Raw genomic sequence first — 21,981 nt, forward strand, 5'->3', positions numbered from 1 at the left:
TCTAAAAACAAGGGTTAACACTATGCAGTCTGTACTCGCTTCTATTGAACGCGTAGGTAACAAACTTCCTCATCCGTTCATCCTATTTACCATCCTCGCCGTAGTGGTTGTAGTTATCTCAGCCATGCTCGCCACGTTTGGCGTCTCGGCGATCAACCCACAAACCGGCGACACCGTCTATGTCCAAAGCCTGCTATCAGGCGATGGTTTAGAATTCATGCTGACCAGTGTGGTCAGTAACTTCGTCAATTTCCCACCGCTTGGGCTTATTTTGGTGGTGATGTTCGGTATTGGCTTGGCCGATAAGGTCGGCCTGATGTCGACGCTGATGCAGGTAAGCGTCGCCAAAGCCCCGCCCTCACTGCTAACCTTCTGCGTATTTTTGGCGGGCATCTGCGGCAGTATTGCTTCTGATGCCAACTACCTGATTTTGATACCGCTGGCCGCCATGCTGTATCACTCGGTGGGCCGTCACCCTATTGCGGGCGCTGCCGCAGCCTACGCCGCCGCCGGTGCAGGTTTTGATGCCAGCCTGTTTATTACTGTCGGGGACGCGCTGTTTGCCGGCATCACTACCGAAGCAGCACGGTTGGTCGATCCTGATGCCTATATTTCGCCAGTTGATAACTACTATTTTGTGGCCTGCTCAGTATTCGTGCTTGCCATTGCGGGTACGCTGATTATCGATAAGGTGGTTGAACCGCGGCTCACGCGCACGCTGCCGATGAGCAAGGATTTTAAGACGGATATCGTCAAGCCGGAGTTAACACCGGAAGAGAAGTTAGGCCTTAAGCGGGTCGGCTTCGCCACCTTGATCTATCTGGCGCTGATCCTGATTGCCGTTATTCCTGAAGCATCCCCGCTGCGTAACGAAGAGGGCGGGCTAATTCCGTCACCTTTCCTACGCTCGCTGGTGCCACTCATGTTTGGCTATTTCGTGACCATCGGCCTAGTGTACGGCATTACCACCGGCAAGATAACGACCAGCCGCGACGTCCCCCAGCGCATGGCCGAATCAGCAAGCGACTTGGCGCCCACGCTGGTGCTGTTCTTCGCCATTGCACAGTTCATCGCCTACTTCCGCTGGTCGGAGCTTGGTCAGTACATTGCCATCGAGGGTTCGAACATTCTGCAGAGCACCGGCTTTACCGGCCTGCCGCTGGTGGGGGCATTCATTGCCATGAGTGCGGTACTCAACGTGTTCATGACCAGCGGCTCGGCCCAGTGGGCGCTGATGGCCCCAGTATTCGTGCCGATGCTGATGATGATCGATTTCGACCCCGCTTTCGTACTGGCCATGTTCCGCATCGGTGATTCCAGCACCAATATCATTTCCCCCATGAGCCCGTACTTCTCGGTTGCCCTGGTGTACATGCAGCGCTACAAGCCGGACATGGGGCTGGGCACGCTGATAGCCACCATGCTGCCGCTAGCGGTTACCTTCCTGCTCGCCTGGTCCGCCTTTTTGATGTTCTGGCTAGCCATGGGGTGGCCGATCGGCCCCGGCGTTTACATGATGGCGAACTGATTACTGCATCGTCAGCATCAGCTTCCATAAATAGTCGGCAGCGGGTGAAAGCCTTCTGCCGACTCTTCTTACCAGATTGCCCTGACTGCTGGCTGCCAGTGGGTGCGCCACGGGAATTGCTCTGAGCTGCCCTTCGTCCACCTCATTGCGTGCAGCCGCCGCGGTCATGAACGACACCCCAATACCGGCACTCGCCATGCGCCGTGAAACAGAATGCAGGTTGCAACGGTAGGCGGGCGTGGCGGGTTGCCCGGCGGCGCTAAACAACGCATTTACAAACTGCTGCGACCCCGATACATCGGGCAGAAAAATAAGCTTGTGCTGCAAAAGCTCTGCTACCGTAACACTCTCCTGCCGGGCCAGCGGATGAAAAGGTGCCACCAGGGCACATAGCGGGCCGCGCTCAAAGGAGTGTACCACCAGCCTCGGATCCGAGATTGGCCCATAGGTAATCGCAATATCCACCTCGTCGTTGGCCACCATCTCGTGGGGCTCACGGGGGTAGTAGATGCCCGTTTTGATCTCGATCAGCACGTCCGGGTAATGTTCGGAGACGCGCTTCATCACGTAGTTGATAAAGCTATCCACAAACCCATCGCCCACCGAAACCACGACCTTCCCCGCCTGTAGATTGCGCAACCGGGAAAGCGTATCCCCCAGCTCCGAGTTGAGCCGCCGCTGGGCAAGAAAGCTATCCACCACCAGCAGCCCCGCCTCGGTTAACATCATATGGCGCCCCTGCCGCTCTAATAGCGCCATTCCCAGCTCTCGCTCAAGGCTGCGAACCTGCCGACTCACCACGGAGGGGTTAATATGCAAATGCTCAGCCGCCGCGCGAATACCGCCGCAACTGCTTACTTCCAGCAGGTAGAAGGCGCGTTTATCGAGTATGTTCATTGGTAACTCGTATAGGCTGAGAGATTATAAAATGTGCTAATGAGTTAGCATCTGGCATCGTATCGTTCTCAATGCAACGAAGCGATATCGGTGATAGGAGCAGGCGGTGATAACGCCAGACTCAATTTCATAGCGCGCACCTCCTCTGCAGGTGGCTGACCAAATAGCCGCTTGAACTCCCTGCTGAACTGGGAAGGGCTTTCATAGCCTACCCGGCTCGCCGCAGCAGCGGCGGTCAATCCATCACGAATCATCAACAGCCGCGCATGGTGCAAGCGCGTCGATTTGATGTACTGGATAGGCGAGGTTTGAGTGACGGATTTGAAGTGCGCATGAAACGCCGGAGCGCTCATTCCCACCTCATGGGCGAGCGTGCCCACTTCCAGCGGAGCGGCGTAATGTACATGGATGCGGCGTAGCGCCTTGGCTATCTTCCCGAACTGCCCATAGTGGGATAACGCCGAGCGAACGCTTCCGCCCTGCTCGCCGGTCAGTACCCGGTAGCAAATCTCTCTCACGATGGACGGTGCTAGAATGCGTGCATCCGCAGGCGTTGCCAGCGCATCCAGCAAGCGTAGCGTTGCACCGGCAAGCGATTGATCAAGCGGTGTGGAAAGCATGCCGCGGGGTGGGGTTGGCTGAACATCGACCGTTTCATCCAGCTGGGTGACAAGCTCTGCAATGACCGCTGTATCAAGGCGGATCGCAATCCCCAGCATCGGTACGTCAGGGCTCGCCTCTGTCTCTGAAATAAACGGCAGAGGTACCGCTAGCACCAGATAGTGATGCGCATCATAAAGATACACTTCGCTGCCCAGATAGCCCCGCTTACGCCCCTGGCAGATGATGACGATGCTCGGCTCATATAGCACCGGGGTGTTTTTGAGCGTCCGGTTTGAGCGCATCAGGCGCACCTCATCCACCAGCGACTGGGTATATCCCTCGCGCGGGGCGAGTTGATATAACCGTTCGATTATCCGGCGCTGCACTACCGCATCGCTACTCGCTACCATGAGCAACCTCGTTCAATGCTCTCACTATTCGCCCTCGTTGATCGCCACTGAGACTGCCAGTGTCTGAGCCAACATAAGAGTAATAGTATAGGCTGTTGGGTCAGTTTCCTGCCTCCAGCCCGCCAATTAATAGCTTTAGGCAAGCATGCAAGAGGATCGTCTATATTGCCGTTCGTGGGCATCCCCTACGCTTTCCCTGTACTTTCCCACAACAGGAAAAACGCATGACCAGCCTATCGAACGTCCCCTCTAAAGTTGTTTTATTGACCGGCGCCAGCAGCGGTATTGGTGAAGCCACGGCCCGCGAACTGGCCAAGCAAGGCCATCGCCTAATTATTGGTGCGCGACGTACCGACCGACTGGAAGCACTGGCGCGCGAATTGTGTGCCAACGGCAGCACAGTTGATTACCAGGCCCTGGATGTCACTAGCCGTGAAGATATGCAGGCGTTTGCCGAGTTTGCGATCACCACCCATGGCCGCATCGATGTCATCATCAATAATGCAGGCGTTATGCCACTTTCCCCGCTGGCAGCGCTCAAGGTAGATGAGTGGAACCGCATGATCGATGTGAACATTCGTGGCGTACTAAACGGAATCGCGGCGGTTCTTCCCACCATGCAGGCGCAACAGGCGGGGCAGGTTATCAACATCTCCTCCATCGGCGGGCTGAGTGTCGTGCCCACCGCCGCCGTGTACTGCGCGACCAAATACGCCGTGCGCGCCATTTCTGACGGCCTGCGCCAGGAAACCAACTGCCTGCGCGTCACCTGCGTTTATCCCGGCGTTGTGGAGTCGGAGTTGGCCAACACCATCACCGACAAGGAAGCCGCCGAGGCCATGGAAGCTTACCGCCAGATTGCCCTTAAACCCGAGGCCATTGCTGCCGCCATCGCCCATGCTATCAACCAGCCTGACGACGTCGACACCAGCGATATTGTGGTGCGGCCTACTGCTAGTCAGTAGTTTTTTAGTGGTGAAACGTGCCTGGGTATCGGGCTGAGGTGGTAATCAGGCACGTCCTTGGTGAGCGTTAAGGCACTTTCCGAGGGTGTAATTACTGTATCTAGAGAATTAGCATCAAGCTGGAGAACGAACATCTAACGGCCACATCTGCTTAAGCCGATTAACCGTATGCGACCACTTAGGCGCGGTAGGCTTGCACACCGTATTTTGATTACCAAACAGCCCCACTTCGCTGAACGCCTGCGCACGCTCGACGGTATAGAGCCAGCGCACCGGCACCAGGTACTCAGCGTTGTCTTCCTCGTCATTAAGCTCTTGATACAAGTGCGGGTAATCATCTGGACGCACTATATCGAGTAACGTTTTGGGGCCGTTTTCCGTTTCAAACGGGTATTCCGTGGCCTGGCTGCGCTCGCCGATAACCTCTCCAACGCCCACGTAACCTGTTTTAGGGATATTGACCCACACCCGGTCGCCTTCTGAAAGCATTGCCAGCGTTTTGGAATACCACGTAGCACCGCCACCGGCGATAAAACCCAAGCGCCGAGCAAGCTCCCACGGCCGGTCGTCACCAAATGAGGCGTAGAACTCGCCGTTCCACGGTTCTTTATTGGCTTTACGTGCTACCGGCTTAGGCGGCTCATCAGGGTCAATCATCCAGGCGCGGCTGAGATAGCGATTGCCGTTATCTTCAAACGCGGAGAAGAACATGGCATTGATGGACAGCTGGGCGTGTTCGTTCAGGTAGTTGATAATGCGCTCGCTGCTGGCATCCAACTGCGTAGCGACCACGACCAGTTGATGGCTCTCGTTGAGTGTCACACTATCCAGCGCCATACCAAACTTGGCCTCAAAGGCTTCGCCCAAAGTGACAAGCGTACGCCCATAGCACTCGGCAAACTGCTGGTAAATATCAATCAACTGGTAATCGGCAAGTGTCACCACCCAAGAGGCGTAGTCGATAGCCTGAGCGACGACATCACGCGGGGTTTTATCGCGCTTTAGCTCTATCACAATTACCGTGCCGTTGGCGTCTACGGCCAGTAGATCGATCAGCTTACCAAAGCCGGTACGCACCTGACGGCCGATCAGCAGCCAGTCCCGATTCAGAATTGAGACATCCTGCATAATCTGCTCTTCCAGCAGGCTTTCATCCGCCAGCCCCGTTGGTAGCAGCTTTTGTGGAAGCGCGCCAGGAGTGTTCGCGAGCTTCCAGATTCCTTGCTCAATGGCCATAGTAATTTGCCACCCTACAGGTGTTAAAAAGTGTTGCCTTTCGAAACGTGGGCGCCTAGTATTTACGCCAACACGGCCCCTATCGGTGAAACTGCCACGCAGTAGCATTGCTTAGGGGTTTTTTATTGCCTTGCTTCCCATTCCCACTGCTCCCAGCCTTCTATAATTCCCATGCCTTTTAGATTTAGCCCTGCTTCGCGCAAATCTGGGAAACTGCTTAACAACTCTGATAAGCGGGCCCACCAAGTGCTCGTCGGGTTAACCGTCATCAATAGGTACTGAACAATACAGAACAGTAGGAAAGGACGCGCCTGAACATGGGAGTTTTGCCAGCCCAGGGAAAATAGAGAGGCCTCACTATGGGCGGGCTTACGCGGCTGGTCCGTCATATTGCGATTCCACAACCGACTATGATGGGCACATACATTGCGTAAATAATTCAAGCTGCGCAGCCATGCGTCCGGCAACCGTACTCATCGGAGCCAACAAAGGTAGGCCGCCCTGACGGTCGGTGATGGTCTCGTAGGCGATGCAGGTGGCACAACTTTCGATAAGGCCCCGGGTCAAGGCTTCCTCGGCGGCCAAGAGGAGGTAAGTGAACAGCGTTTGGCCCCCCTTGAGGCGTTTGATTTCTTCGGACTGCGGCTCCTTAACCTTGAGTATAAGCTCAGCACTGCCCCACACCTTAGCCACATCAGCCTCGGTGCGGACGCCTGCGGCTTCATAGGTAGCACCCGCGAAACCAACGCCCTCTCCTGCCCCGGCCTGCACGGTGACGGTGTGACCACGGCTGACCAGCTCGCGGGCGCCGGCGAGGGTCAAGGCGACACGATATTCGTGGTTTTGATTTCCTTGGAAATAGCAATCTGCATGATCATTATCTCTTTTTGTTAGGAGGCCGAGCGCATGACCCTCCGGTCATGCGCTGATATTGGTAGACCCGGCTCGATCAGGAGGGGAAAGAGAACTGTGCGCCCTCACGAACCCCGGCCGACGGCCAGCGCTGGGTGATCGTCTTGCGCCGCGTGTAGAAACGTACCGCATCGGGGCCATAGGCGGAAAGGTCGCCAAACAACGAACGCTTCCAACCGCCGAAGCTGTGGTAGGAGACCGGCACCGGTAGCGGCACGTTGATGCCCACCATGCCAACCTGAATACGGTCGCTAAAATAACGTGCCGCTTCCCCATCGCGGGTATAGATGCAAGTGCCGTTGCCATACTCGTGATCGTCGATCAGTTTCATCGCCTCATCCATGGAACCGGCGCGCACCACCAGTAGTACCGGGCCGAATATCTCCTCTTGGTAACAGGTCATCTCGGGTGTCACCCGATCGATCAGGGTGCCGCCCACGTAAAAGCCATTATCGTGCCCCGGCACCTGAACACCGCGCCCATCGACCACGATGGTGGCGCCCTGCTGTTCGGCACTGTCGATATAGCCGCAGACCTTCTCCTGGTGCGCCTTAGTGATCACCGGGCCGAAATCGTTGCTCTTGTCGGAGAAGGGGCCGACCTTGAGCGACTTCATCTGCTCCTGCATCTTGGCGATCAGCGTATCGGCGGCTTCGTCGCCCACGGCCACCGCAACGGAAAGCGCCATGCAGCGCTCGCCCGACGAACCGAAGGCCGCCCCGTTCAAGGAGTTGACCACGTTGTCCATGTCGGCGTCGGGCATGACGATGGCGTGGTTCTTGGCGCCGCCCAAGGCCTGGCAACGCTTGCCGCTAGCGCTTGCCCGGGAGTAGATGTATTCAGCGATCGGAGTGGAGCCGACGAAGCTGACGGCCTGCACGCGCGGGTCGTCGAGCAGAGTGTCGACGGCTTCTTTGTCACCGTTGACCACATTGATCACGCCGGCGGGCAGCCCCGCCTCTTGGGCCAGCTCGGCAATGTAGAGTGCCGAGCTGGGGTCACGCTCGGAGGGCTTGAGAACAAAAGTGTTGCCGCAGGCGATGGCCATGGGATACATCCACAGCGGCACCATCGCCGGGAAGTTGAACGGCGTGATGCCAGCCACCACGCCCAAGGGTTGGAACTCGCTCCAGGAGTCGATGCTGGGGCCGGTATTCTTGCTGTGCTCGCCCTTGAGCAGCTCCGGGGCGTAGCAGGCGTACTCCACATTCTCGATACCCCGGGCGAGTTCGCCCCGCGCATCATGCACTATCTTGCCGTGCTCTTGGCCGACCAGGCGGACGATTTCGTCGGCATGCTCTTCCAGCAGTTGCTTGAAGCGGAACATGATCCGGGCGCGCTTGGCGGCCGGGGTGTCACGCCAGGCCGGATAGGCGGCCTCGGCAGCGGCAATGGCCTCCTCGACGGTAGCTTTGCTCGCCAAGCTCACCTGGCCGGCAACCTCGCCGACGGAGGGGTTGAAGATATCCTGGGTACGCTCTTCGCGGTCGACACGCACACCGTTGATCAGATGGCCGAGTGTTGTCATGAGTTGCCTCTTGTTGGGTCTGTCGGTTTAGTCTGCAGAAGTAAGAGCTTCAGTTCAGTTCGCTGATGGCATCGCCTATCACATTGACGACGCGGTCGATCTCCTCACGCTCGACGATAAAGGGCAAGCCGAGCTGAATGGTGTCACCGCCGTAGCGCACGTAGAAGCCTTTTTCCCAGCACTTCATAGCGATCTCGTAGGGTCGGCGGGCCGGCTCACCAGGGTAGGGTTCGATCTGCAAGGCGCCAGCGAGTCCATAGTTACGGATATCGCTGATATAACGCGTGCCCTTAAGCCCGTGAAGCGCTTCTTCGAAGACTGGGCTCATCTCGCGCACGCGGTCGATCAGGCATTCCTGCTCGAGCACGTCCAGAGCCGATAGGGCTGCGGCACAGGCCACCGGGTGCCCGGAATAGGTGTAGCCATGGGGCAGCTCAAGCATGTAGTCGGCACCACCCTGCTCCATGAAGGTGTGATAAATCTCACTTTGAACGATCACGCCGCCCATGGGGACCGCACCGTTGGTCAGTTGCTTGGCGAAATTCATTATATCGGGAGTGACGCCGAACTCCTCGGCACCGGTCATAGATCCCATGCGCCCAAAGGCGGTGATCACCTCGTCGAAGATCAGCAGGATATCGTGTTGGTCGCAGATCTCGCGCAGCCGCTGCAAGTACCCCTTCGGCGGCGGGATTACCCCTGCGGAACCAGCCAGTGGCTCGACGATCACCGCGGCGATATTGGAAGCGTCGTGCAGCGCGATCAACTCAAGCAGCTCGTCGGCCTTCTCGGCACCGCGATCGGGCATGCCACGGGTGAAGGCGTTCTCAGCAATCAGGGTGTGGGGCAGGTGGTCAGCATCGACGCCCTGCCCATAAAGCGCCCGATTGGCACCAATACCGCCCACACTAAAACCACCGAAATTGACGCCGTGATAGCCCTTGGCACGCCCGATCAGCTTGGTCTTGGTGGGTTTTCCTTTCTTACGCCAGTAGGCGCGGGCAATCTTCAAGGACGTATCGGCGCTCTCGGAACCCGAGCCGGTGAAAAAGGTGTAATCCAGACCTTTAGGTGTCAGCTCACGCAGACGATGAGCAAGTTCAAACGCCTTGGGATGCCCGAACTGGAAAGCAGGTGCATAGTCCAGCTCGCGCAACTGCTTGCTTACCGCGTCGGCGATTTCTGGGCGAGAGTGCCCAGCGCCACACGTCCACAATCCGGAGAGGCCGTCAAAAACCTGGCGACCCTGGGCATCGGTGAGATAACTGCCCTTGGCACCGGTGATGATACGCGGGTCGCGTTTGAACTGACGGTTGCCGGTGTAAGGCATCCAGTATGCGTCGAGTTGCTCGACGCTGAGCCCGGCAGTAGGGGAAAACTCTTGAGCTGACATATCTATTACCCTCTATAGAGTCTTGTCATTAATGGGGTTTAGAAAACCAGCCTAGAACGCCTCTTTGATAAGTTAAATAAACAACTAGTTTATTTCAAATAACTACTTACTTAACTTTTAAGCACGATGACGCTACGATGGGGGTTACATAAATCTCACTGTGTAGGTAAGGAGCAAGAAAAATATGGCACTTCGGAAAGTAGCGCCAATGGGGCAACCAAGCGACTCTGACCTTCGGCTCCTCAGAATTTATCGAAAAGTCGTGGAATGCGGGGGTTTCTCAGCGGCTGAAGTCGAATTAAGCATTAGCCGTGCTGCCATTAGCATGGCAATGAATGACTTGGAAACACGACTTGGCCTCCGCCTTTGTCAACGTGGCCGTAGTGGCTTTGCCCTAACGAATGAAGGCTCTGAAGTTTACCAATTGTCTCTACAGCTTTTAGCGGCAGTTGAGGGATTTCGCACTCAAGTCAACGGCTTGCATGCCCAGCTCAAAGGTGAGCTCAACATTGGTATTACCGATAACCTAGTAACCATGCCCGAAATGCATATAACTCATGCGCTTAATGCACTCAAAGAGAAAGGCCCCGATGTTCGTATCAACATTCGCATGATTCCGCCTAGTGATATTGAGCTAGCCGTTCTTGATGGACGCTTACATACCGGCGTTATTCCTAATCTCAAAACTCTACCAGGGCTTGACTACCTGACACTGTACGAAGAAACCTCAAGACTTTACTGCTCGACTGAACACCCACTATTTCACGCGAACAATATTACGGAAGAAGACTTACCACATTACGACGCTGTTGTACCCGCTTATGCCCAAACACCAGAAATAAAGGCAATGCATGAACCGCTTAAAGCATCAGCGTCAGCGACCGACCGCGAGGGCGTTGCTTTTCTTATACTGTCTGGGAGCTATATCGGATACCTACCCACTCATTATGCTGAGCGATGGGTACGCGACGGGCAGATGAAAGCACTGCCACCCAATAAATGGCATTACTTCACAGGTTACAGCGCCATCACCCGTAAAGGAGGGTTTTCTAATTTAGTTTTGGAAACATATTTTGATGAGTTGAATAAACTGATCAGCACCTCTCCAAACACTAATACTTAAGCATAATAGAGACGGGGTAATTACGTGCCAAAAACCAACTATGTTAAACAAAACCTTACGTTAGATTAATCAAATACTTATTTAAAATAAAAATTATTTACCCTAGCCTGAACTTCGCAATGTCAAGTTATTTGAAGAGCTTGATATAAATCAAAAAAACCTATTAGTGACAGGAGGGGTAAATCTATTTTTGATTAACTAGAAGTTGATCAAAGGTGGCTTTAATCTTTATCTAGATCTAGAAAACATAAACAGCAATAGCGGATAATTTTCAAGAACTAAAAACCATGCACTAAAGCTCAACACCCAGTCTATTAAGCTAATATATACTATAAAACTCTTCTTAATAAACAAAGTACAAGAAAGGAGTAGTAGAGATGCCGAAAAGATTACCGCTTACGAAGATTCGCACAAGCGTAGCGATTGCAGCCGTTGCTATGGCGAGCGTGGGCATTACGTCCCAAGCGCAAGCTAATGAGCGCTTCATATTGGCACATGCCATGCCAAGCGATCATATCTTCCACGCTATTTCTGAGCGTTTTATCGACGAGATTCAGGAAAGTGAGGAGTTTCAGATTGCCTACCACCAAGGTGGTGATTTAGGAGACTGGACGTCTCTATTTGAGCAATCCATGCAAGGCGTTGTGCCGATGACGCTGACTTGGGGTGCCTCGGAATTTGACGAACGCCTCGACCTCTCATGGCTTGGTTATGTTGTTTCGAACTGGGAAGACGCTCGGGATGTCTATGGGCCTAATGGCGAAATGCTAGAAGTCTATAACAGCATATTTCATGATCTCGACCTGCATACTATCGGCATTATCCCTACCGATTTTGGCTCCCTTGTTATCCGCAAAGGCGTAGGAGAAGTCCCTGTCAACTTCCCCGAAGATGGCAACAATATTAAGGTCCGTGTACCACCTGTCCCTATCGCCATTGACCGCTTCCGTAACCTTGGCTTCGCATCAGTACCTATTCCACTCTCAGAGGTCTATACCGCCCTACAGCTAGGTACAGTCGATGCCCGAGCCTTTTCGACTGCAGTAGAAACTTACCAGCAGCGAGATGTTCTGGAAACGAACATTCTTACCAATGACTACTTTGAAACTGCTTTCTGGCTAGTGAATAAAGACTGGTGGGAAGGACTTTCTGAGGAGAACCGCGACTTACTACAGAGCGCTGCCGACGACACTGTGCTGTGGTCTTGGGATGAGGCTCAGAGCTTGAGTGAAGAATTCCTGGATAAAGTGCGAGATTCAGGCATTGATGTCGTCGAACTCAGTGATGAGCAGATTGCCACTGCTGCACAAATTGTTCATGAAACAGAATGGCCTGAAATGGAGAAGCTGGTCGGCTCCGAAATTATGGCAAAACTGAGACAAGCCGCTGGTATTGAGTAAGACCCAAGGCCCGCGTTTAGTGGGCCTTTCTCTTTGGAGTAAAGTGATGCCAATACAAGAAAAGGAAAAAGACTTTTCCCCTGCGGATGAAAGCCATCAGGTAAGCCAGGTGGCAGAAGTGACTGCCGTGCCAAACTTTCCTGTTAGCCCACTCTATTCAGTTTTTTTAAAGTGTGAAGCCGCTTATGCAATGCTTCTCAAAAGTTCGCTGGCAATATTTAGCATTCTTTTGGGTGGCTTGATGTTTGGTCAAGTGCTAATGCGCTACGTCTTTAACTCCCCATTTCTAGGCATTGAAGAGATTGCGCTGCTGCTAGGAGCATGGATTTATTTTCCGGCTATTGCCTATACCACTAGAGAGGGCGAGCATATACGCGGCGGCATATTAGATCTTATTGTTAAATCTCGTAGCAAGACCCAAATCATCAATCTCTGCATGTCCCTACTGAGCATAGCTGTCTGCGTGGTGTTTGGTTACTTTGCCATTAAGTACGCCATGTTTGATTTCGATCGAGGTCGCTTGAGCTCCTATATGCGCTGGCCTAGGTGGTTGTGGTCTGCCTCATTAGTAGTGGGCTTTTTAGGCACTATATTAGCGTTGCTCATGCAAACGATTAACCAGTTCCTTGACCTTCGTCGCATACAAAAAGAAGAGAGGCAACGATGCTGATTTTTTCCCTAGCTCTCGGGATTATTGTAGCTTTATTACTCTTGGGAATGCCGATAGCCTTCGCCTTTGGTCTTGGTGCTCTTGTCTATTTGCTCAGCACTGGTGCTGATATCTCATTCCTTATTCCTTATGCATTTCAAACGACAACCAGTTTTGCGTTATTAGCGCTACCTCTTTTCGTATTAGCGGGCGTGGTAATGGCCCAAGCGGGGATATCCACACACTTACTCAACTTCATCAATGCCTTCGTAGGAAGAGTTAAGGGCGGCCTGGGAGCTGTTACCGTTATAACGTGTGCTCTTTTTGGAGCCATTTCTGGCTCATCTTCTGCCGCCATCGCAGCGATTGGCCAGATTATGATTCCGCGAATGGTTCGAGAGGGCTATCCTGTTGGCCATGCAACCGCCTTGGTAGCATGCTCTTCGGTACTTGCACTGCTCATCCCACCTTCGGTACCGATGATCGTCTTCGCGATAACGGGTGGGCTTTCCGTTAGCGCTGCCTTTCTTTCCACCGTCATTCCCGGCGTATTACTGATGATTATCTACGTCGGGTTGAATTTCTTTTTCCTGCGCAACAACCCCAACATACAAGTTGATGAAAAACTGCCTGTACGACAGGCTGGCATTAAGATCCTGAAAAGCGGTAAAAGCGCAATTTGGGCACTTCTAATGCCTATCATCATCCTGGGCACCATTTATGGAGGCATAGCGACGCCTACTGAGGCAGCAGCCATAGCCTTCGTATACGCCACCTTTGCTGGATTTGTGCTCTACCGCACTCTTAGCGTCAAGGCATTCTGGAATGGCTTGATTCAAGCCACATTGACGATTGGGTCAATCATTGCCGTGCTTTTCTTTCTCTTCATGATGAGCCGCGCCATGATCCTTCAACAGGTGCCGAGCCAAGTGACAGGCTTTCTACTGGGACTATCAGACAGCCCACTCGTCATTCTATTGCTTATAAATCTCGTTCTGCTTTTAATCGGCATGATTGTCGATGACATTTCCGGCAGCATCTTAGCTGCAGTTGTGCTGCTGCCATTAGCCACTGCTATTGGCGTACATCCTATTCATTTTGCCGCTATTGTTGGCGTCAATTTAGGGTTAGGTAATGTCTCACCACCATGCGCACCTATGCTTTATATGGCTGCAGGCGTTAGTAAAATATCTCTCGATAAGTACTTTGGGGTCACAATGAAGTTTTTGCTCTTTGGCCACCTTCCAATGGTACTGATAGTGACCTTCATACCTGAGTTATCACTGGCCCTACCTAGGTTTATTTTGGGCATTACCTAACAGGTATGCCCTATCGAGTGAGATAAGACGTAAGCTTACTTTTAGTAAAATATGATTCACCGAAACTAAACGTTACCGACCCGGGTCGGGGCAGATCAACAAGATGAAAAGTGGTCTTGTTTCGATCCAGTGCCAAATAGGCTGCAAGAAAAGAGCTAATCACTGCCAAGAAGGTTGTCCCAATTGTTGTGCCAGACTATGCCAAAACCGACGCGCGTTTACAAATGGTCATAGACAAAACAAAAGGGCTTACGAATAAACGTAAGCCCTTGATATGTCTGGCGCGCCCGGCAGGATTTGAACCTGCGACCCTCGGCTTCGGAGGCCGATACTCTATCCAACTGAGCTACGGGCGCATTGGGTGCGTATCGTACCTGTGCGGGCGTGCTGTGTCTAGCCGCGCGGCGGCTTTACTGTTCGCTTAATTGACCGTTTTGCTTCGTGTGATGCATGCTTTGCAGGCACTTTCCTTTATTACACATCCGGAACCTATAAAAATGAAAACATTCGCACAACATGCGCTGGCACTCTCTGTTTCCTTGGCGCTTTGCAGCTCAGCCTACGCGGCTAATTTTGACGATATGGACCCCGTGACTCTGCGCTTGGCGCACGTGGTCAACGAGCAGGATGGCTTTCATATCGCTGCTACCAAGTTTGAGGAGTTGGTGGAAGAGCGCACCGACGGCAAGGTGATCATTGATATCTACCCCAATGCTTCATTAGGCGATGAGCGTACGTTGTTGGAAGGCATGCAGATTGGCACCGTGGATATGGGATTGATTACCAATGGTCCGGTGGCCAACTTTGTCGAAGAGATGGCAGTGTTTGAGCTGCCCTTCCTGTTCCCGTCCCCTGAGGCGGCTTATGGGGTTTTGGACGGCGAAATCGGCCAGGAGCTTTTAGATAAGCTTTCCGACGTTAACCTGAAAGGCCTGGCCTACGCCGAACGCGGCTTTCGCAACCTGACCAATAGCGAGCGCGCAGTGAACACGCCGGCCGATATGGACGGCCTGCGCATTCGTGTGATGGAAAACCCCGTTTACACCGATACCTTCCGCGAGCTGGGCGCCAACGCCATTCCGATGGCCTGGACCGAAGCACTCACGGCGATGCAGCAGGGCACCATCGACGGTCAGGAAAACCCGGTAAACGTGGTCTACTCCTTTAAGCTGGGCGAAACGCAGAACTACATGACGCTCTCGCGCCATACCTATGCCCCGGCTATTTTTGTGATGGGCATGTCGGCCTGGAACCAACTGCCGGAAGAAGCACAGGCCGTTTTGGAAGAGGCTGCCCAGGAAGCCGCCGAGTATGAGCGTCAGGTTAATGCCGATATGGAAGCCGAACAGCTAGCCGCTCTGCAGGAAGCCGGTATGGAGATTAATGACTCGCCTGATATTGAGGCCTTCCAAGCTGCGGTGGTGCCGGTGTACGAGAAGTACGGCCAGCAGTTTGGCGACTATCTGCCACGCATCCAAGAAGCACTGGCGGAGTAAGCCACGCCTCACCAGTTGATTGATTGATGCACCCAACAGGCTACCTCACGGCGGCCTGTTGGCTGAATGCGATGACTAACCAAGTGCTCAGGCCAGAATTTTTCCGGGGTTAAGCAGCCCTTTAGGATCCATTGCCTGTTTCAGGCGCATCATCAGGGCGATCTCTTCTGGTGAGCGTGAAAGTGTCAGGTAGTCGCGCTTTTCCAGGCCCACCCCGTGTTCAGCGGAGATCGAGCCGTTGTATTTCACCAGCGAGCCGTACACCAACTCTTCGACCTGACGCCGGGCGTCCTGGCTGGCGTCACGCACCGTGACGATGATGTGCAGGTTGCCATCGCCCAGATGGCCAAACACTACCAGCTCGCAGGTTTCTGGCCATTGCACCTTCAGCTTGCCTTCTAGCGCCGTTACGTACTCATCCATGTGGGTGATCGGCAGGCTAACGTCGTAGGAGAACATCGGGTCAAGCGCGTGCACCAGGGTTTCGATATCCTCGCGCACGGCCCAGATACCTTCGCGCTGGCTGCTGGAGCTGGCCAGCACGGCATCCGTGATCAGCTCTGCTTCGAGGGCTTTTTCCAGTACACTCGCAAACGCTTCGGCATCTTTCTCATCGTCCGAGCCAAGCGTTTCAATAATGGCGTAGAACGGCGAGTCGTTGGCCAGCAATGCGGTATGTTTGGTCGTTGCGGAAGTCATCAACGCGTAGTGGTTGTTCCATAGCGCTTCGAAGGCACTCAGGCTGTTGGCAAGCTCTTTGGAGGCCATGTTTAACAGCGATGTCAGCGCGTCGAACGAGGGCACCGCGACGAACGCGGTCTGCTCGCTGGGCATATTCGGATGCAGGCGCAGCACGGCCCGGGTAACAATTCCCAGGGTGCCTTCGCTACCCATAAACATCTGCTTTAAATCGTAACCGGCGTTGTTTTTCAGCATGGTGTTCATGGAACTGACCACGGTGCCATCGCTGAGAACCACTTCCAGCCCTAACACCTGTTGGCGCATCATGCCGTAGCGAATCACCCGAATGCCGCCCGCGTTAGTGGCGATGTTACCGCCAATGGTGCAGGAACCGCGCGCGCCCAGGTCCAGCGCAAACTGCATGTCGATCTCTTGAGCGGCTTCCTGAACGTGCTGAAGCGTCACGCCCGCCTGTACCTGCATCGTGGAACCCACGGCATCGATATGCTCGATCTGGTTCATTAGCTCCAGCGACACCACGAGTTCGTCAGGGCTGGCAACGGCGCCATGCACGACGCCGGTTAATCCACCGTGGGTGACCACCGGCTGATTGGCCTCATAACAAAGCGTCATGACCTGGCTGAGCTGTTCAGTGGATTGCGGTCGAATAATTGCTTTTGCCTGACAAGACGCTTTGGTGAACCAGTCGACACTGCGCTGGGCAACATCATCACCCAGCAGTACGCCTGTTTTTCCTACGATGTCGGTAAGACTATTAATCAGCGTGTCCATTCTCTGTTCCTGTCAGGGCCGGTCGGTGCGGCGTGAAGCCTGGCTATGTATTTATACGTAGGTAGAGAGGCTATCGCCAACCGTGTATTTGCTCAAGGTTACGATCTAAAACGTTTTTTATTGCCAGCGTGGTTTCCCGGCAGGCTCTACGACGAATGGCGGGATTACAATCAATTATTTGTTCGCTAAAACCAATATGGTATAGATGACGCGCTGATTAAGCCCCTCCCCCTCTACACTATAAAAAAACAGATCATTCCAAGGAGATAACGTGGATAACGTCCCCTCTTCCCACATGCCCCGCCATTTACTTAAACGCGCCACACGGGCGATTGCCTGCATAATGAATAGCGATGACAGCGCCCCAAGTGCGGCGGCATACCAAGAGCTACTTGGCGAACAGTTCAGTAACCGCCTTCCTCGCATCCAGGAGGCACTGCTGTAACGTGGCCACTTTCTCTCAACCTTTATTGGCACTATTAAGAGGCATAGAGCGCGGTCTAGATACGGTTCTCCAGCCAGTGGTCTTTGCGGGCATGGCTGCCTTGATCGGCGTGATTACGCTGCAAATTGTCTCTCGAGTGTTTTTCACCGCCTTTGGCTGGACCGAAGAGGTCGCCCGTTTTCTGCTCATCTGGATTACCTTTCTAGCCGGCACGCTGGCTTTTCAGCGCGGCCATCATATCGCCGTTACCTTTGCCGTCGACGCGCTTCCCGCTCGTTTACGCCAAATAGCGCGAATACTGGCGGTGATGGTGGTTATCGCTTTTATGATCACGCTGGTAGTGATCGGCTATCGCTACATGCAGGTACAGAGCTTTCAGAAATCCGCCTCGCTGCGCGTGCCGATGTCGTACGTGTATGCCGTAATGCCGATCAGTGCAGCCATCATGGCCTGGTATGCGTTGGTCGATCTGCTTGAACTGGTGCTTGAAGGCAAACCCTCGCAACCCACTGGAGAACAGACACCATGACCATGCTGCTATTTGGCCTGTTCTTCCTGTTTATGCTAATGGGCGTACCAATTGCCTTTGCGATTGGCGCAAGCACTCTGTTTGCCCTGTATCAGTCGGGCGTGCCGCTGATGGTGGTGACCCAGCAGATGTTCCAGGGCATCAACTCCTTCGCGCTGGTGGCGATTCCCATGTTCATTCTTGCCGGTGACTTAATGGCCCAGGGCAAGGTGAGCGAGCGGTTGGTGAGTTTTGCCGATTCGCTGGTGGGCTTTATGCGTGGCGGGCTTTCGGTCGTATCGGTCATGGCGGGCATGTTCTTTGCCGCTATTTCGGGTTCGGGGGCAGCCACCACGGCGGCGGTCGGTTCAAGCCTGGTGCCGGAGCTTAAGCGAAAGGGCTACGACCCCGCATCGGCGGCCAGCCTGATTGCCGCCAGTGGCACGATTGGCGTGGTCATTCCGCCCTCGGTGCCCATGATTATCTATGCGGTGATTGCCCAGCAGTCGGTATCCAAGCTGTTTTTGAGCGGTTTTTTACCTGGTTTGGCAATGGGTTTGGGATTAATGGCGATTGCTATTACCCAAGCCTATAAACGCCAGTACCCCAAGGGGACACCGCTGTCCATCACCACCATCTTGCGCACGTTCAAGGCGGCAAGCTGGGGCTTGATGACGCCGGTGATTATTCTGGGCGGTATCTTCACGGGGATCTTTACGCCCTCTGAAGCGGCGGTGGTAGCCGTCAACTATGCGCTACTGGTATCGCTATTCATCTATCGTGATTTAACCCTGCCCCAGGTGTATCGGCTGCTGATCCGCTCAGCCATCACCACTGCAGTGATCATGCTAGTGATTGCCATGTCGGCGGTGCTGAGCTGGACGCTGTCTAGCTGGCAGGTGCCTGGTGCTATCGCACAATCGGTGTTGTCGCTCTCCACCAACCCGCTGATTATCATGCTGCTGGTGGTCGCCGTCATCCTGCTGACCGGTGTGTTTATCGAAACGGCAAGCGCGCTGATTATCTTAACGCCGGTGCTGCTACCGCTGGTGCTGCAGCTGGGGGTCGATCCAATCCACTTCGGTCTGATTATTGTGGTAGGGCTCTCGATAGGCATGATCACGCCACCCGTGGCGATCAACCTGTACGTTGCATCTTCAGTGACACAGCTACCGCTTGAGCGTATTACACGCGCCATCGTGCCTTATCTGCTGGGTCTAATCGGCGTGCTGCTGCTAGTGGTCTATGTCCCCATATTCATGGGGTGGTCGGGAAATTAATATCGTCCAGATATGCTCTTCAAGGGAGCCTGCCCGGCTCCCTTTGAATCCCGTATTTATCAGTACGCCGCCATTCATGCACAAGGTCACAGGAAACGGCCGCCCTTTTGAAACGACTTTCTAAACTGGCCAGGGGACACGCCAAACAGTTGATAAAAGCAGTTTCTAAAGTGCGAAACACTCACAAACCCTGTTGCCACGGTCACCTCTGCTATCGGTTTATTTGTTTGCTGCAATAGCTGCCGCGCCCGTGTTAAACGCAACTCCATGTAATACCGAGAAGGGCTAGCGACAATATAGTGACAGAACAATCGCTCTAGCTGGCGCCGTGAAATACCCACCCAATTGGCTATTTCAACAATAGATAACGGCTCTTCAATATTGTTTTTCATCAACTGAAGGGCTGTTTTAAGCGTTTCTGGTAACGTATGGTTTTGATCAACGTTAATCGTTGAAATGTCTGGCAGTTCTATTTCCTTGTCACAGCTGAGCATTTCCTCAACCGCACTGGCTACTTGGTCACCACAATCGGCTCTAACAACTTCTAGCATGAGGCTTAGGGAGCTGCTCGCGCCCGCGCAGCTTAATCTCTTTCTATCCACAACGTAGCTTCGAGCAGAGATAGTAACGTCTTGAAACTCCTCAGCCATCATGGCGCGTCCGTCAGGATGGTACGCGCACTGATAGCCACTCAACAGACCTGCGTCTGCAAGAAAGTAGGCGCCATTCCATAAACCACCCAATACAACGCCGTGACTATCTGCCTTTCTTAGCTTATTACGCACAAGCGCTGAGGACTGCGCTTTAACTCTCAAGCCACCACACACTATCAATACATCTACTTTTTCGTTGGAAAGATCAAAATCCGCAAGAGATGCATCAGCGTTAATTTCAATCCCCAAGTCTGATTGCACAGCGGCGCTGCCATTACCGACAACCCTTATGTTGTAAGTGGTCGTTGCGTTCATCAAATTCGTTGTTACCAACGCATCAACAGCACCTGTAAATGCCATCATGGAAAAATTTTCCATCAACAAAAAAACGACTGTTTTCACTTTTGCGGGCACTGCCAGCGTTTGTTCTGGTGGTAAATAGGCCATATTTTTATTTTTCAACAAGCTACAAAACTTATCTTTCATATATTCCCTCAACCTGACCACGACGACGGTGCAAAAGGGGGCGTTTTCAAGATACCAACATAACCTGAAAGGTAATCAATTGGCATCGCATCACTGCTGGCCAGGATAAGTGTGCAAGGAATTGTTAGCCATTCTATGGTCGCCCGTCGCCGTTCATGAATATAAAACAGTGCATGAAGCGTCAATAAGGGTGCTTTAAACATGCTTCTATCATGTTTGCCGCGATTGGCAGCTGATGATTGTTATCATTTATATCGTACCGGGTTGCTTCTTTGATGGCATAACACTACTGCTAATGACGCTGCCTATTACGTTTCCCATGATCACAAGCCTGGGGTTTGATCCCATCTGGTTTGGCATCATTTTATGGATTACCAGCTACTAAACGTTCCTCCATCCAACGCTCCAGGGTGAGCAAACGGCCCGCTCTTGCGTTGAGGGCGGGCCGTTGATTGGGTTATTGATCGCTGGATAAGCGAAGTTCTGCTTTTCTGTCTCCTGGTGTTTAACAGAGCACTCATTTCTTTGCCGTGAGTACATCCTCGGGCCGCATCACCTCACCACACTGGCTTGGGCTATAACCCGGCAGGCGCTTGACCGCTTCCTGAAAGGGCTCACCCTGCAATGCCTTCAGAAAGGCACATAGCCGTGGTTCTTTTAATGAACGGTGATGGCAGGCCAAAAGATAGTCTTCGATAGCCAGCGGTAAAAAATCAAGCCCAAACTTTTGAGCGGCAGCCTCTACACCAAAGCCGCAATCAGCCATGCCAGCGGCGACGTAAGCAGCTACCGCAGAGTGGGTAAACTCCTCTATTTCAAACCCACGAATCTTTTTGCTGGAAACCGCCGCCTCTTTTAACAGGCAGTCCAGCAGCGAGCGCGTGCCTGACGAAGCCTGGCGGTTGACGAACCGCACGGACTTATCAGCCAGCGATGCGACCCCCGTGATACCAAGCGGATTACCCGGCGCCACCATCAGCCCCTGAGTCCTGGCGATAAAGCCAATCACTCGGTGCTGACGCGGCTTTAAAAGCCCTTGGTAAGTATCGCGTACGCGCTCACCGACCTTGCCACGCGGCAGATGAAAACCCGCCACATCGCAACTGCCCCGATGAAGGGCCGTCAGCGACTCTTGCGGGCTGCAGTACTGTAAGTCCAGGGGTATTTCGTGCAGGTATTTGGGAAGTAGCTCGACAGCAAAACCATGGCTGGCGTGCAGCCGCAACACCGATAGCGCCCCTTGCTGCTGCTGTTGAATCGCCAGGTTCAGTTCAGACCCCAGGCTTTCCAGCTGCGGCCCCAGGCGGGCAATCGCACGCTGCTCGGCCCACAACAACTTTTCACCTAGCAGTGAAAGCCGTGCGCCGCGCCCACGCTGCATCTCTACCAGCGGTACGCCAAAGAACTCCCCACTCTGGCGCAAAAGGTTCCAAGCATGGCGATACGAGATGCCGACATCGCTTGCGGCGAGCGTGAGTTTTCCCCGCCGATAAACCGCTTCAAGCAAGCGAAGTAGATGTATATCAAGCTGATTACCCTCCTCATCGCGAAAGCACCAAGAGGGGATAACGCTGATTTTTTGCATGGCTTTTTTCATAGGCATAATCTTTCATATTTTGTACTTATAGCGTTGATGCTAGCGTTGCACTGACCGTGGTGCACGCTCTTTTTAACACA

19 protein-coding genes, 1 tRNA gene and 2 pseudogenes are annotated in these 21,981 nt (G+C 53.5%); 11 read left to right on the plus strand and 11 right to left on the minus strand.

Annotation, left to right across the window (positions count from 1 at the left end; all coding sequences use genetic code 11):
• Positions 1-22 precede the first annotated feature (22 nt).
• Entirely contained in the window at positions 23-1,528 is a 1,506-nt protein-coding gene (locus ACT3RQ_RS03415) for an AbgT family transporter (protein WP_087110778.1), read from the plus strand.
• Here ACT3RQ_RS03415 and ACT3RQ_RS03420 read toward each other — a convergent pair whose 3' ends face one another.
• Positions 1,529-2,425, minus strand: coding sequence for a LysR family transcriptional regulator (locus ACT3RQ_RS03420; protein WP_087110776.1), 897 nt, complete (start codon positions 2,423-2,425; stop codon positions 1,529-1,531).
• 68 nt (positions 2,426-2,493) lie between these two features.
• Entirely contained in the window at positions 2,494-3,438 is a 945-nt protein-coding gene (locus ACT3RQ_RS03425; RefSeq protein WP_087110774.1) for an AraC family transcriptional regulator, read from the minus strand.
• A gap of 224 nt (positions 3,439-3,662) precedes the next feature.
• Between ACT3RQ_RS03425 and ACT3RQ_RS03430 the strand changes: the two genes are divergently transcribed.
• Positions 3,663-4,403 (plus strand): SDR family oxidoreductase, encoded by a 741-nt coding sequence (locus ACT3RQ_RS03430; RefSeq protein ID WP_087110772.1) that lies wholly within the window; start codon positions 3,663-3,665, stop codon positions 4,401-4,403.
• 114 nt (positions 4,404-4,517) lie between these two features.
• Here the strand turns inward: ACT3RQ_RS03430 and ACT3RQ_RS03435 are convergent, their stop codons facing one another.
• The 5 genes and pseudogenes from ACT3RQ_RS03435 to ACT3RQ_RS03455 all read right to left on the minus strand — a co-directional run bounded on the left by ACT3RQ_RS03435 (position 4,518) and on the right by ACT3RQ_RS03455 (position 9,472).
• Positions 4,518-5,639 (minus strand): endonuclease NucS domain-containing protein, encoded by a 1,122-nt coding sequence (locus tag ACT3RQ_RS03435; RefSeq protein WP_087110770.1) that lies wholly within the window; start codon positions 5,637-5,639, stop codon positions 4,518-4,520.
• Between the two features lie 122 nt (positions 5,640-5,761).
• A complete protein-coding gene (locus ACT3RQ_RS03440) occupies positions 5,762-6,028 on the minus strand; it encodes a hypothetical protein (protein ID WP_176372233.1) in 267 nt (88 codons plus the stop codon).
• Between the two features lie 55 nt (positions 6,029-6,083).
• Positions 6,084-6,511, minus strand: a pseudogene (locus ACT3RQ_RS03445) (alanine dehydrogenase); the annotation flags it as partial.
• A gap of 77 nt (positions 6,512-6,588) precedes the next feature.
• Positions 6,589-8,079, minus strand: coding sequence for a CoA-acylating methylmalonate-semialdehyde dehydrogenase (locus ACT3RQ_RS03450; RefSeq protein WP_087110768.1), 1,491 nt, complete (start codon positions 8,077-8,079; stop codon positions 6,589-6,591).
• A 49-nt stretch (positions 8,080-8,128) separates the two neighbouring features.
• Complete coding sequence (locus tag ACT3RQ_RS03455) at positions 8,129-9,472, minus strand: aspartate aminotransferase family protein (protein WP_087110766.1); 1,344 nt, start codon at positions 9,470-9,472, stop codon at positions 8,129-8,131.
• 184 nt (positions 9,473-9,656) lie between these two features.
• On the opposite strand from ACT3RQ_RS03455, the gene ACT3RQ_RS03460 reads away from it, so the two are divergent.
• From ACT3RQ_RS03460 to ACT3RQ_RS03475, 4 genes are all read left to right on the plus strand, one after another.
• Positions 9,657-10,595 carry a LysR family transcriptional regulator gene (locus ACT3RQ_RS03460; protein ID WP_087110764.1) on the plus strand — a complete coding sequence of 313 codons (939 nt, stop codon included), beginning with the start codon at positions 9,657-9,659 and terminating at the stop codon, positions 10,593-10,595.
• Positions 10,596-10,972: 377 nt separating this feature from the next.
• A complete protein-coding gene (gene dctP / locus ACT3RQ_RS03465) occupies positions 10,973-11,995 on the plus strand; it encodes a TRAP transporter substrate-binding protein DctP (protein ID WP_087110762.1) in 1,023 nt (340 codons plus the stop codon).
• A gap of 46 nt (positions 11,996-12,041) precedes the next feature.
• Positions 12,042-12,665: a TRAP transporter small permease gene (locus ACT3RQ_RS03470; protein ID WP_087110760.1), complete on the plus strand. Its 624-nt coding sequence runs from the start codon at positions 12,042-12,044 to the stop codon at positions 12,663-12,665.
• Positions 12,659-13,963 carry a TRAP transporter large permease gene (locus ACT3RQ_RS03475; protein ID WP_087110758.1) on the plus strand — a complete coding sequence of 435 codons (1,305 nt, stop codon included), beginning with the start codon at positions 12,659-12,661 and terminating at the stop codon, positions 13,961-13,963. The genes ACT3RQ_RS03470 and ACT3RQ_RS03475 overlap by 7 nt, the downstream gene beginning before the upstream one ends.
• A 279-nt stretch (positions 13,964-14,242) precedes the next feature.
• On the opposite strand, the gene ACT3RQ_RS03480 is transcribed toward ACT3RQ_RS03475, so the two are convergent.
• A tRNA-Arg gene (locus tag ACT3RQ_RS03480) sits at positions 14,243-14,319 on the minus strand.
• Between the two features lie 141 nt (positions 14,320-14,460).
• On the opposite strand from ACT3RQ_RS03480, the gene ACT3RQ_RS03485 reads away from it, so the two are divergent.
• Positions 14,461-15,459 (plus strand): TRAP transporter substrate-binding protein, encoded by a 999-nt coding sequence (locus ACT3RQ_RS03485; RefSeq protein ID WP_087110756.1) that lies wholly within the window; start codon positions 14,461-14,463, stop codon positions 15,457-15,459.
• Positions 15,460-15,546: 87 nt separating this feature from the next.
• Here the strand turns inward: ACT3RQ_RS03485 and ACT3RQ_RS03490 are convergent, their stop codons facing one another.
• Positions 15,547-16,932, minus strand: coding sequence for an FAD-binding oxidoreductase (locus tag ACT3RQ_RS03490; RefSeq protein ID WP_087110754.1), 1,386 nt, complete (start codon positions 16,930-16,932; stop codon positions 15,547-15,549).
• Between the two features lie 271 nt (positions 16,933-17,203).
• Here ACT3RQ_RS03490 and ACT3RQ_RS03495 point away from each other — a divergent pair, with 271 nt between their 5' ends.
• Genes ACT3RQ_RS03495 through ACT3RQ_RS03505 form a run of 3 tightly spaced genes read left to right on the plus strand, consistent with a single transcriptional unit; the run spans position 17,204 to position 19,165 of the window.
• On the plus strand, positions 17,204-17,377 hold the full coding sequence (locus ACT3RQ_RS03495) for a hypothetical protein (RefSeq protein ID WP_176372232.1): 174 nt from the start codon (positions 17,204-17,206) through the stop codon (positions 17,375-17,377).
• A gap of 1 nt (position 17,378) precedes the next feature.
• Positions 17,379-17,906 carry a TRAP transporter small permease gene (locus tag ACT3RQ_RS03500; RefSeq protein ID WP_087110751.1) on the plus strand — a complete coding sequence of 176 codons (528 nt, stop codon included), beginning with the start codon at positions 17,379-17,381 and terminating at the stop codon, positions 17,904-17,906.
• Positions 17,903-19,165 (plus strand): TRAP transporter large permease, encoded by a 1,263-nt coding sequence (locus tag ACT3RQ_RS03505; protein ID WP_192527743.1) that lies wholly within the window; start codon positions 17,903-17,905, stop codon positions 19,163-19,165. Before ACT3RQ_RS03500 ends, ACT3RQ_RS03505 begins: the two co-directional genes overlap by 4 nt.
• An 86-nt stretch (positions 19,166-19,251) precedes the next feature.
• Here the strand turns inward: ACT3RQ_RS03505 and ACT3RQ_RS03510 are convergent, their stop codons facing one another.
• Positions 19,252-20,304, minus strand: coding sequence for a GlxA family transcriptional regulator (locus tag ACT3RQ_RS03510; protein WP_192527744.1), 1,053 nt, complete (start codon positions 20,302-20,304; stop codon positions 19,252-19,254).
• Between the two features lie 232 nt (positions 20,305-20,536).
• On the opposite strand from ACT3RQ_RS03510, the pseudogene ACT3RQ_RS03515 reads away from it, so the two are divergent.
• Positions 20,537-20,671 (plus strand): annotated as a pseudogene (locus ACT3RQ_RS03515) (TRAP transporter large permease subunit); the annotation flags it as partial.
• 150 nt (positions 20,672-20,821) lie between these two features.
• Here the strand turns inward: ACT3RQ_RS03515 and ACT3RQ_RS03520 are convergent.
• The gene (locus ACT3RQ_RS03520) at positions 20,822-21,889 is read right to left on the minus strand and encodes a substrate-binding domain-containing protein (protein WP_192527783.1); all 1,068 of its coding nucleotides are present in this window, start codon (positions 21,887-21,889) and stop codon (positions 20,822-20,824) included.
• Between the last annotated feature and the right edge of the window lie 92 nt (positions 21,890-21,981).

This window comes from Halomonas sp. AOP43-D1-4 (genome assembly GCF_052446175.1).
GTDB lineage: Bacteria > Pseudomonadota > Gammaproteobacteria > Pseudomonadales > Halomonadaceae > Vreelandella > Vreelandella citrativorans.

What these genes read in the sequence shown, in the direction of transcription:
- ACT3RQ_RS03415 (WP_087110778.1), top strand. Translation starts at nt 23, where the DNA reads ATGCAGTCTGTACTCGCTTCTATTGAACGCGTAGGTAACAAACTTCCT.
- ACT3RQ_RS03420 (WP_087110776.1), bottom strand. Translation starts at nt 2,425, where the DNA reads ATGAACATACTCGATAAACGCGCCTTCTACCTGCTGGAAGTAAGCAGT.
- ACT3RQ_RS03425 (WP_087110774.1), bottom strand. Translation starts at nt 3,438, where the DNA reads ATGGTAGCGAGTAGCGATGCGGTAGTGCAGCGCCGGATAATCGAACGG.
- ACT3RQ_RS03430 (WP_087110772.1), top strand. Translation starts at nt 3,663, where the DNA reads ATGACCAGCCTATCGAACGTCCCCTCTAAAGTTGTTTTATTGACCGGC.
- ACT3RQ_RS03435 (WP_087110770.1), bottom strand. Translation starts at nt 5,639, where the DNA reads ATGGCCATTGAGCAAGGAATCTGGAAGCTCGCGAACACTCCTGGCGCG.
- ACT3RQ_RS03440 (WP_176372233.1), bottom strand. Translation starts at nt 6,028, where the DNA reads ATGACGGACCAGCCGCGTAAGCCCGCCCATAGTGAGGCCTCTCTATTT.
- ACT3RQ_RS03450 (WP_087110768.1), bottom strand. Translation starts at nt 8,079, where the DNA reads ATGACAACACTCGGCCATCTGATCAACGGTGTGCGTGTCGACCGCGAA.
- ACT3RQ_RS03455 (WP_087110766.1), bottom strand. Translation starts at nt 9,472, where the DNA reads ATGTCAGCTCAAGAGTTTTCCCCTACTGCCGGGCTCAGCGTCGAGCAA.
- ACT3RQ_RS03460 (WP_087110764.1), top strand. Translation starts at nt 9,657, where the DNA reads ATGGCACTTCGGAAAGTAGCGCCAATGGGGCAACCAAGCGACTCTGAC.
- dctP (WP_087110762.1), top strand. Translation starts at nt 10,973, where the DNA reads ATGCCGAAAAGATTACCGCTTACGAAGATTCGCACAAGCGTAGCGATT.
- ACT3RQ_RS03470 (WP_087110760.1), top strand. Translation starts at nt 12,042, where the DNA reads ATGCCAATACAAGAAAAGGAAAAAGACTTTTCCCCTGCGGATGAAAGC.
- ACT3RQ_RS03475 (WP_087110758.1), top strand. Translation starts at nt 12,659, where the DNA reads ATGCTGATTTTTTCCCTAGCTCTCGGGATTATTGTAGCTTTATTACTC.
- ACT3RQ_RS03485 (WP_087110756.1), top strand. Translation starts at nt 14,461, where the DNA reads ATGAAAACATTCGCACAACATGCGCTGGCACTCTCTGTTTCCTTGGCG.
- ACT3RQ_RS03490 (WP_087110754.1), bottom strand. Translation starts at nt 16,932, where the DNA reads ATGGACACGCTGATTAATAGTCTTACCGACATCGTAGGAAAAACAGGC.
- ACT3RQ_RS03505 (WP_192527743.1), top strand. Translation starts at nt 17,903, where the DNA reads ATGACCATGCTGCTATTTGGCCTGTTCTTCCTGTTTATGCTAATGGGC.
- ACT3RQ_RS03510 (WP_192527744.1), bottom strand. Translation starts at nt 20,304, where the DNA reads ATGAAAGATAAGTTTTGTAGCTTGTTGAAAAATAAAAATATGGCCTAT.
- ACT3RQ_RS03520 (WP_192527783.1), bottom strand. Translation starts at nt 21,889, where the DNA reads ATGCAAAAAATCAGCGTTATCCCCTCTTGGTGCTTTCGCGATGAGGAG.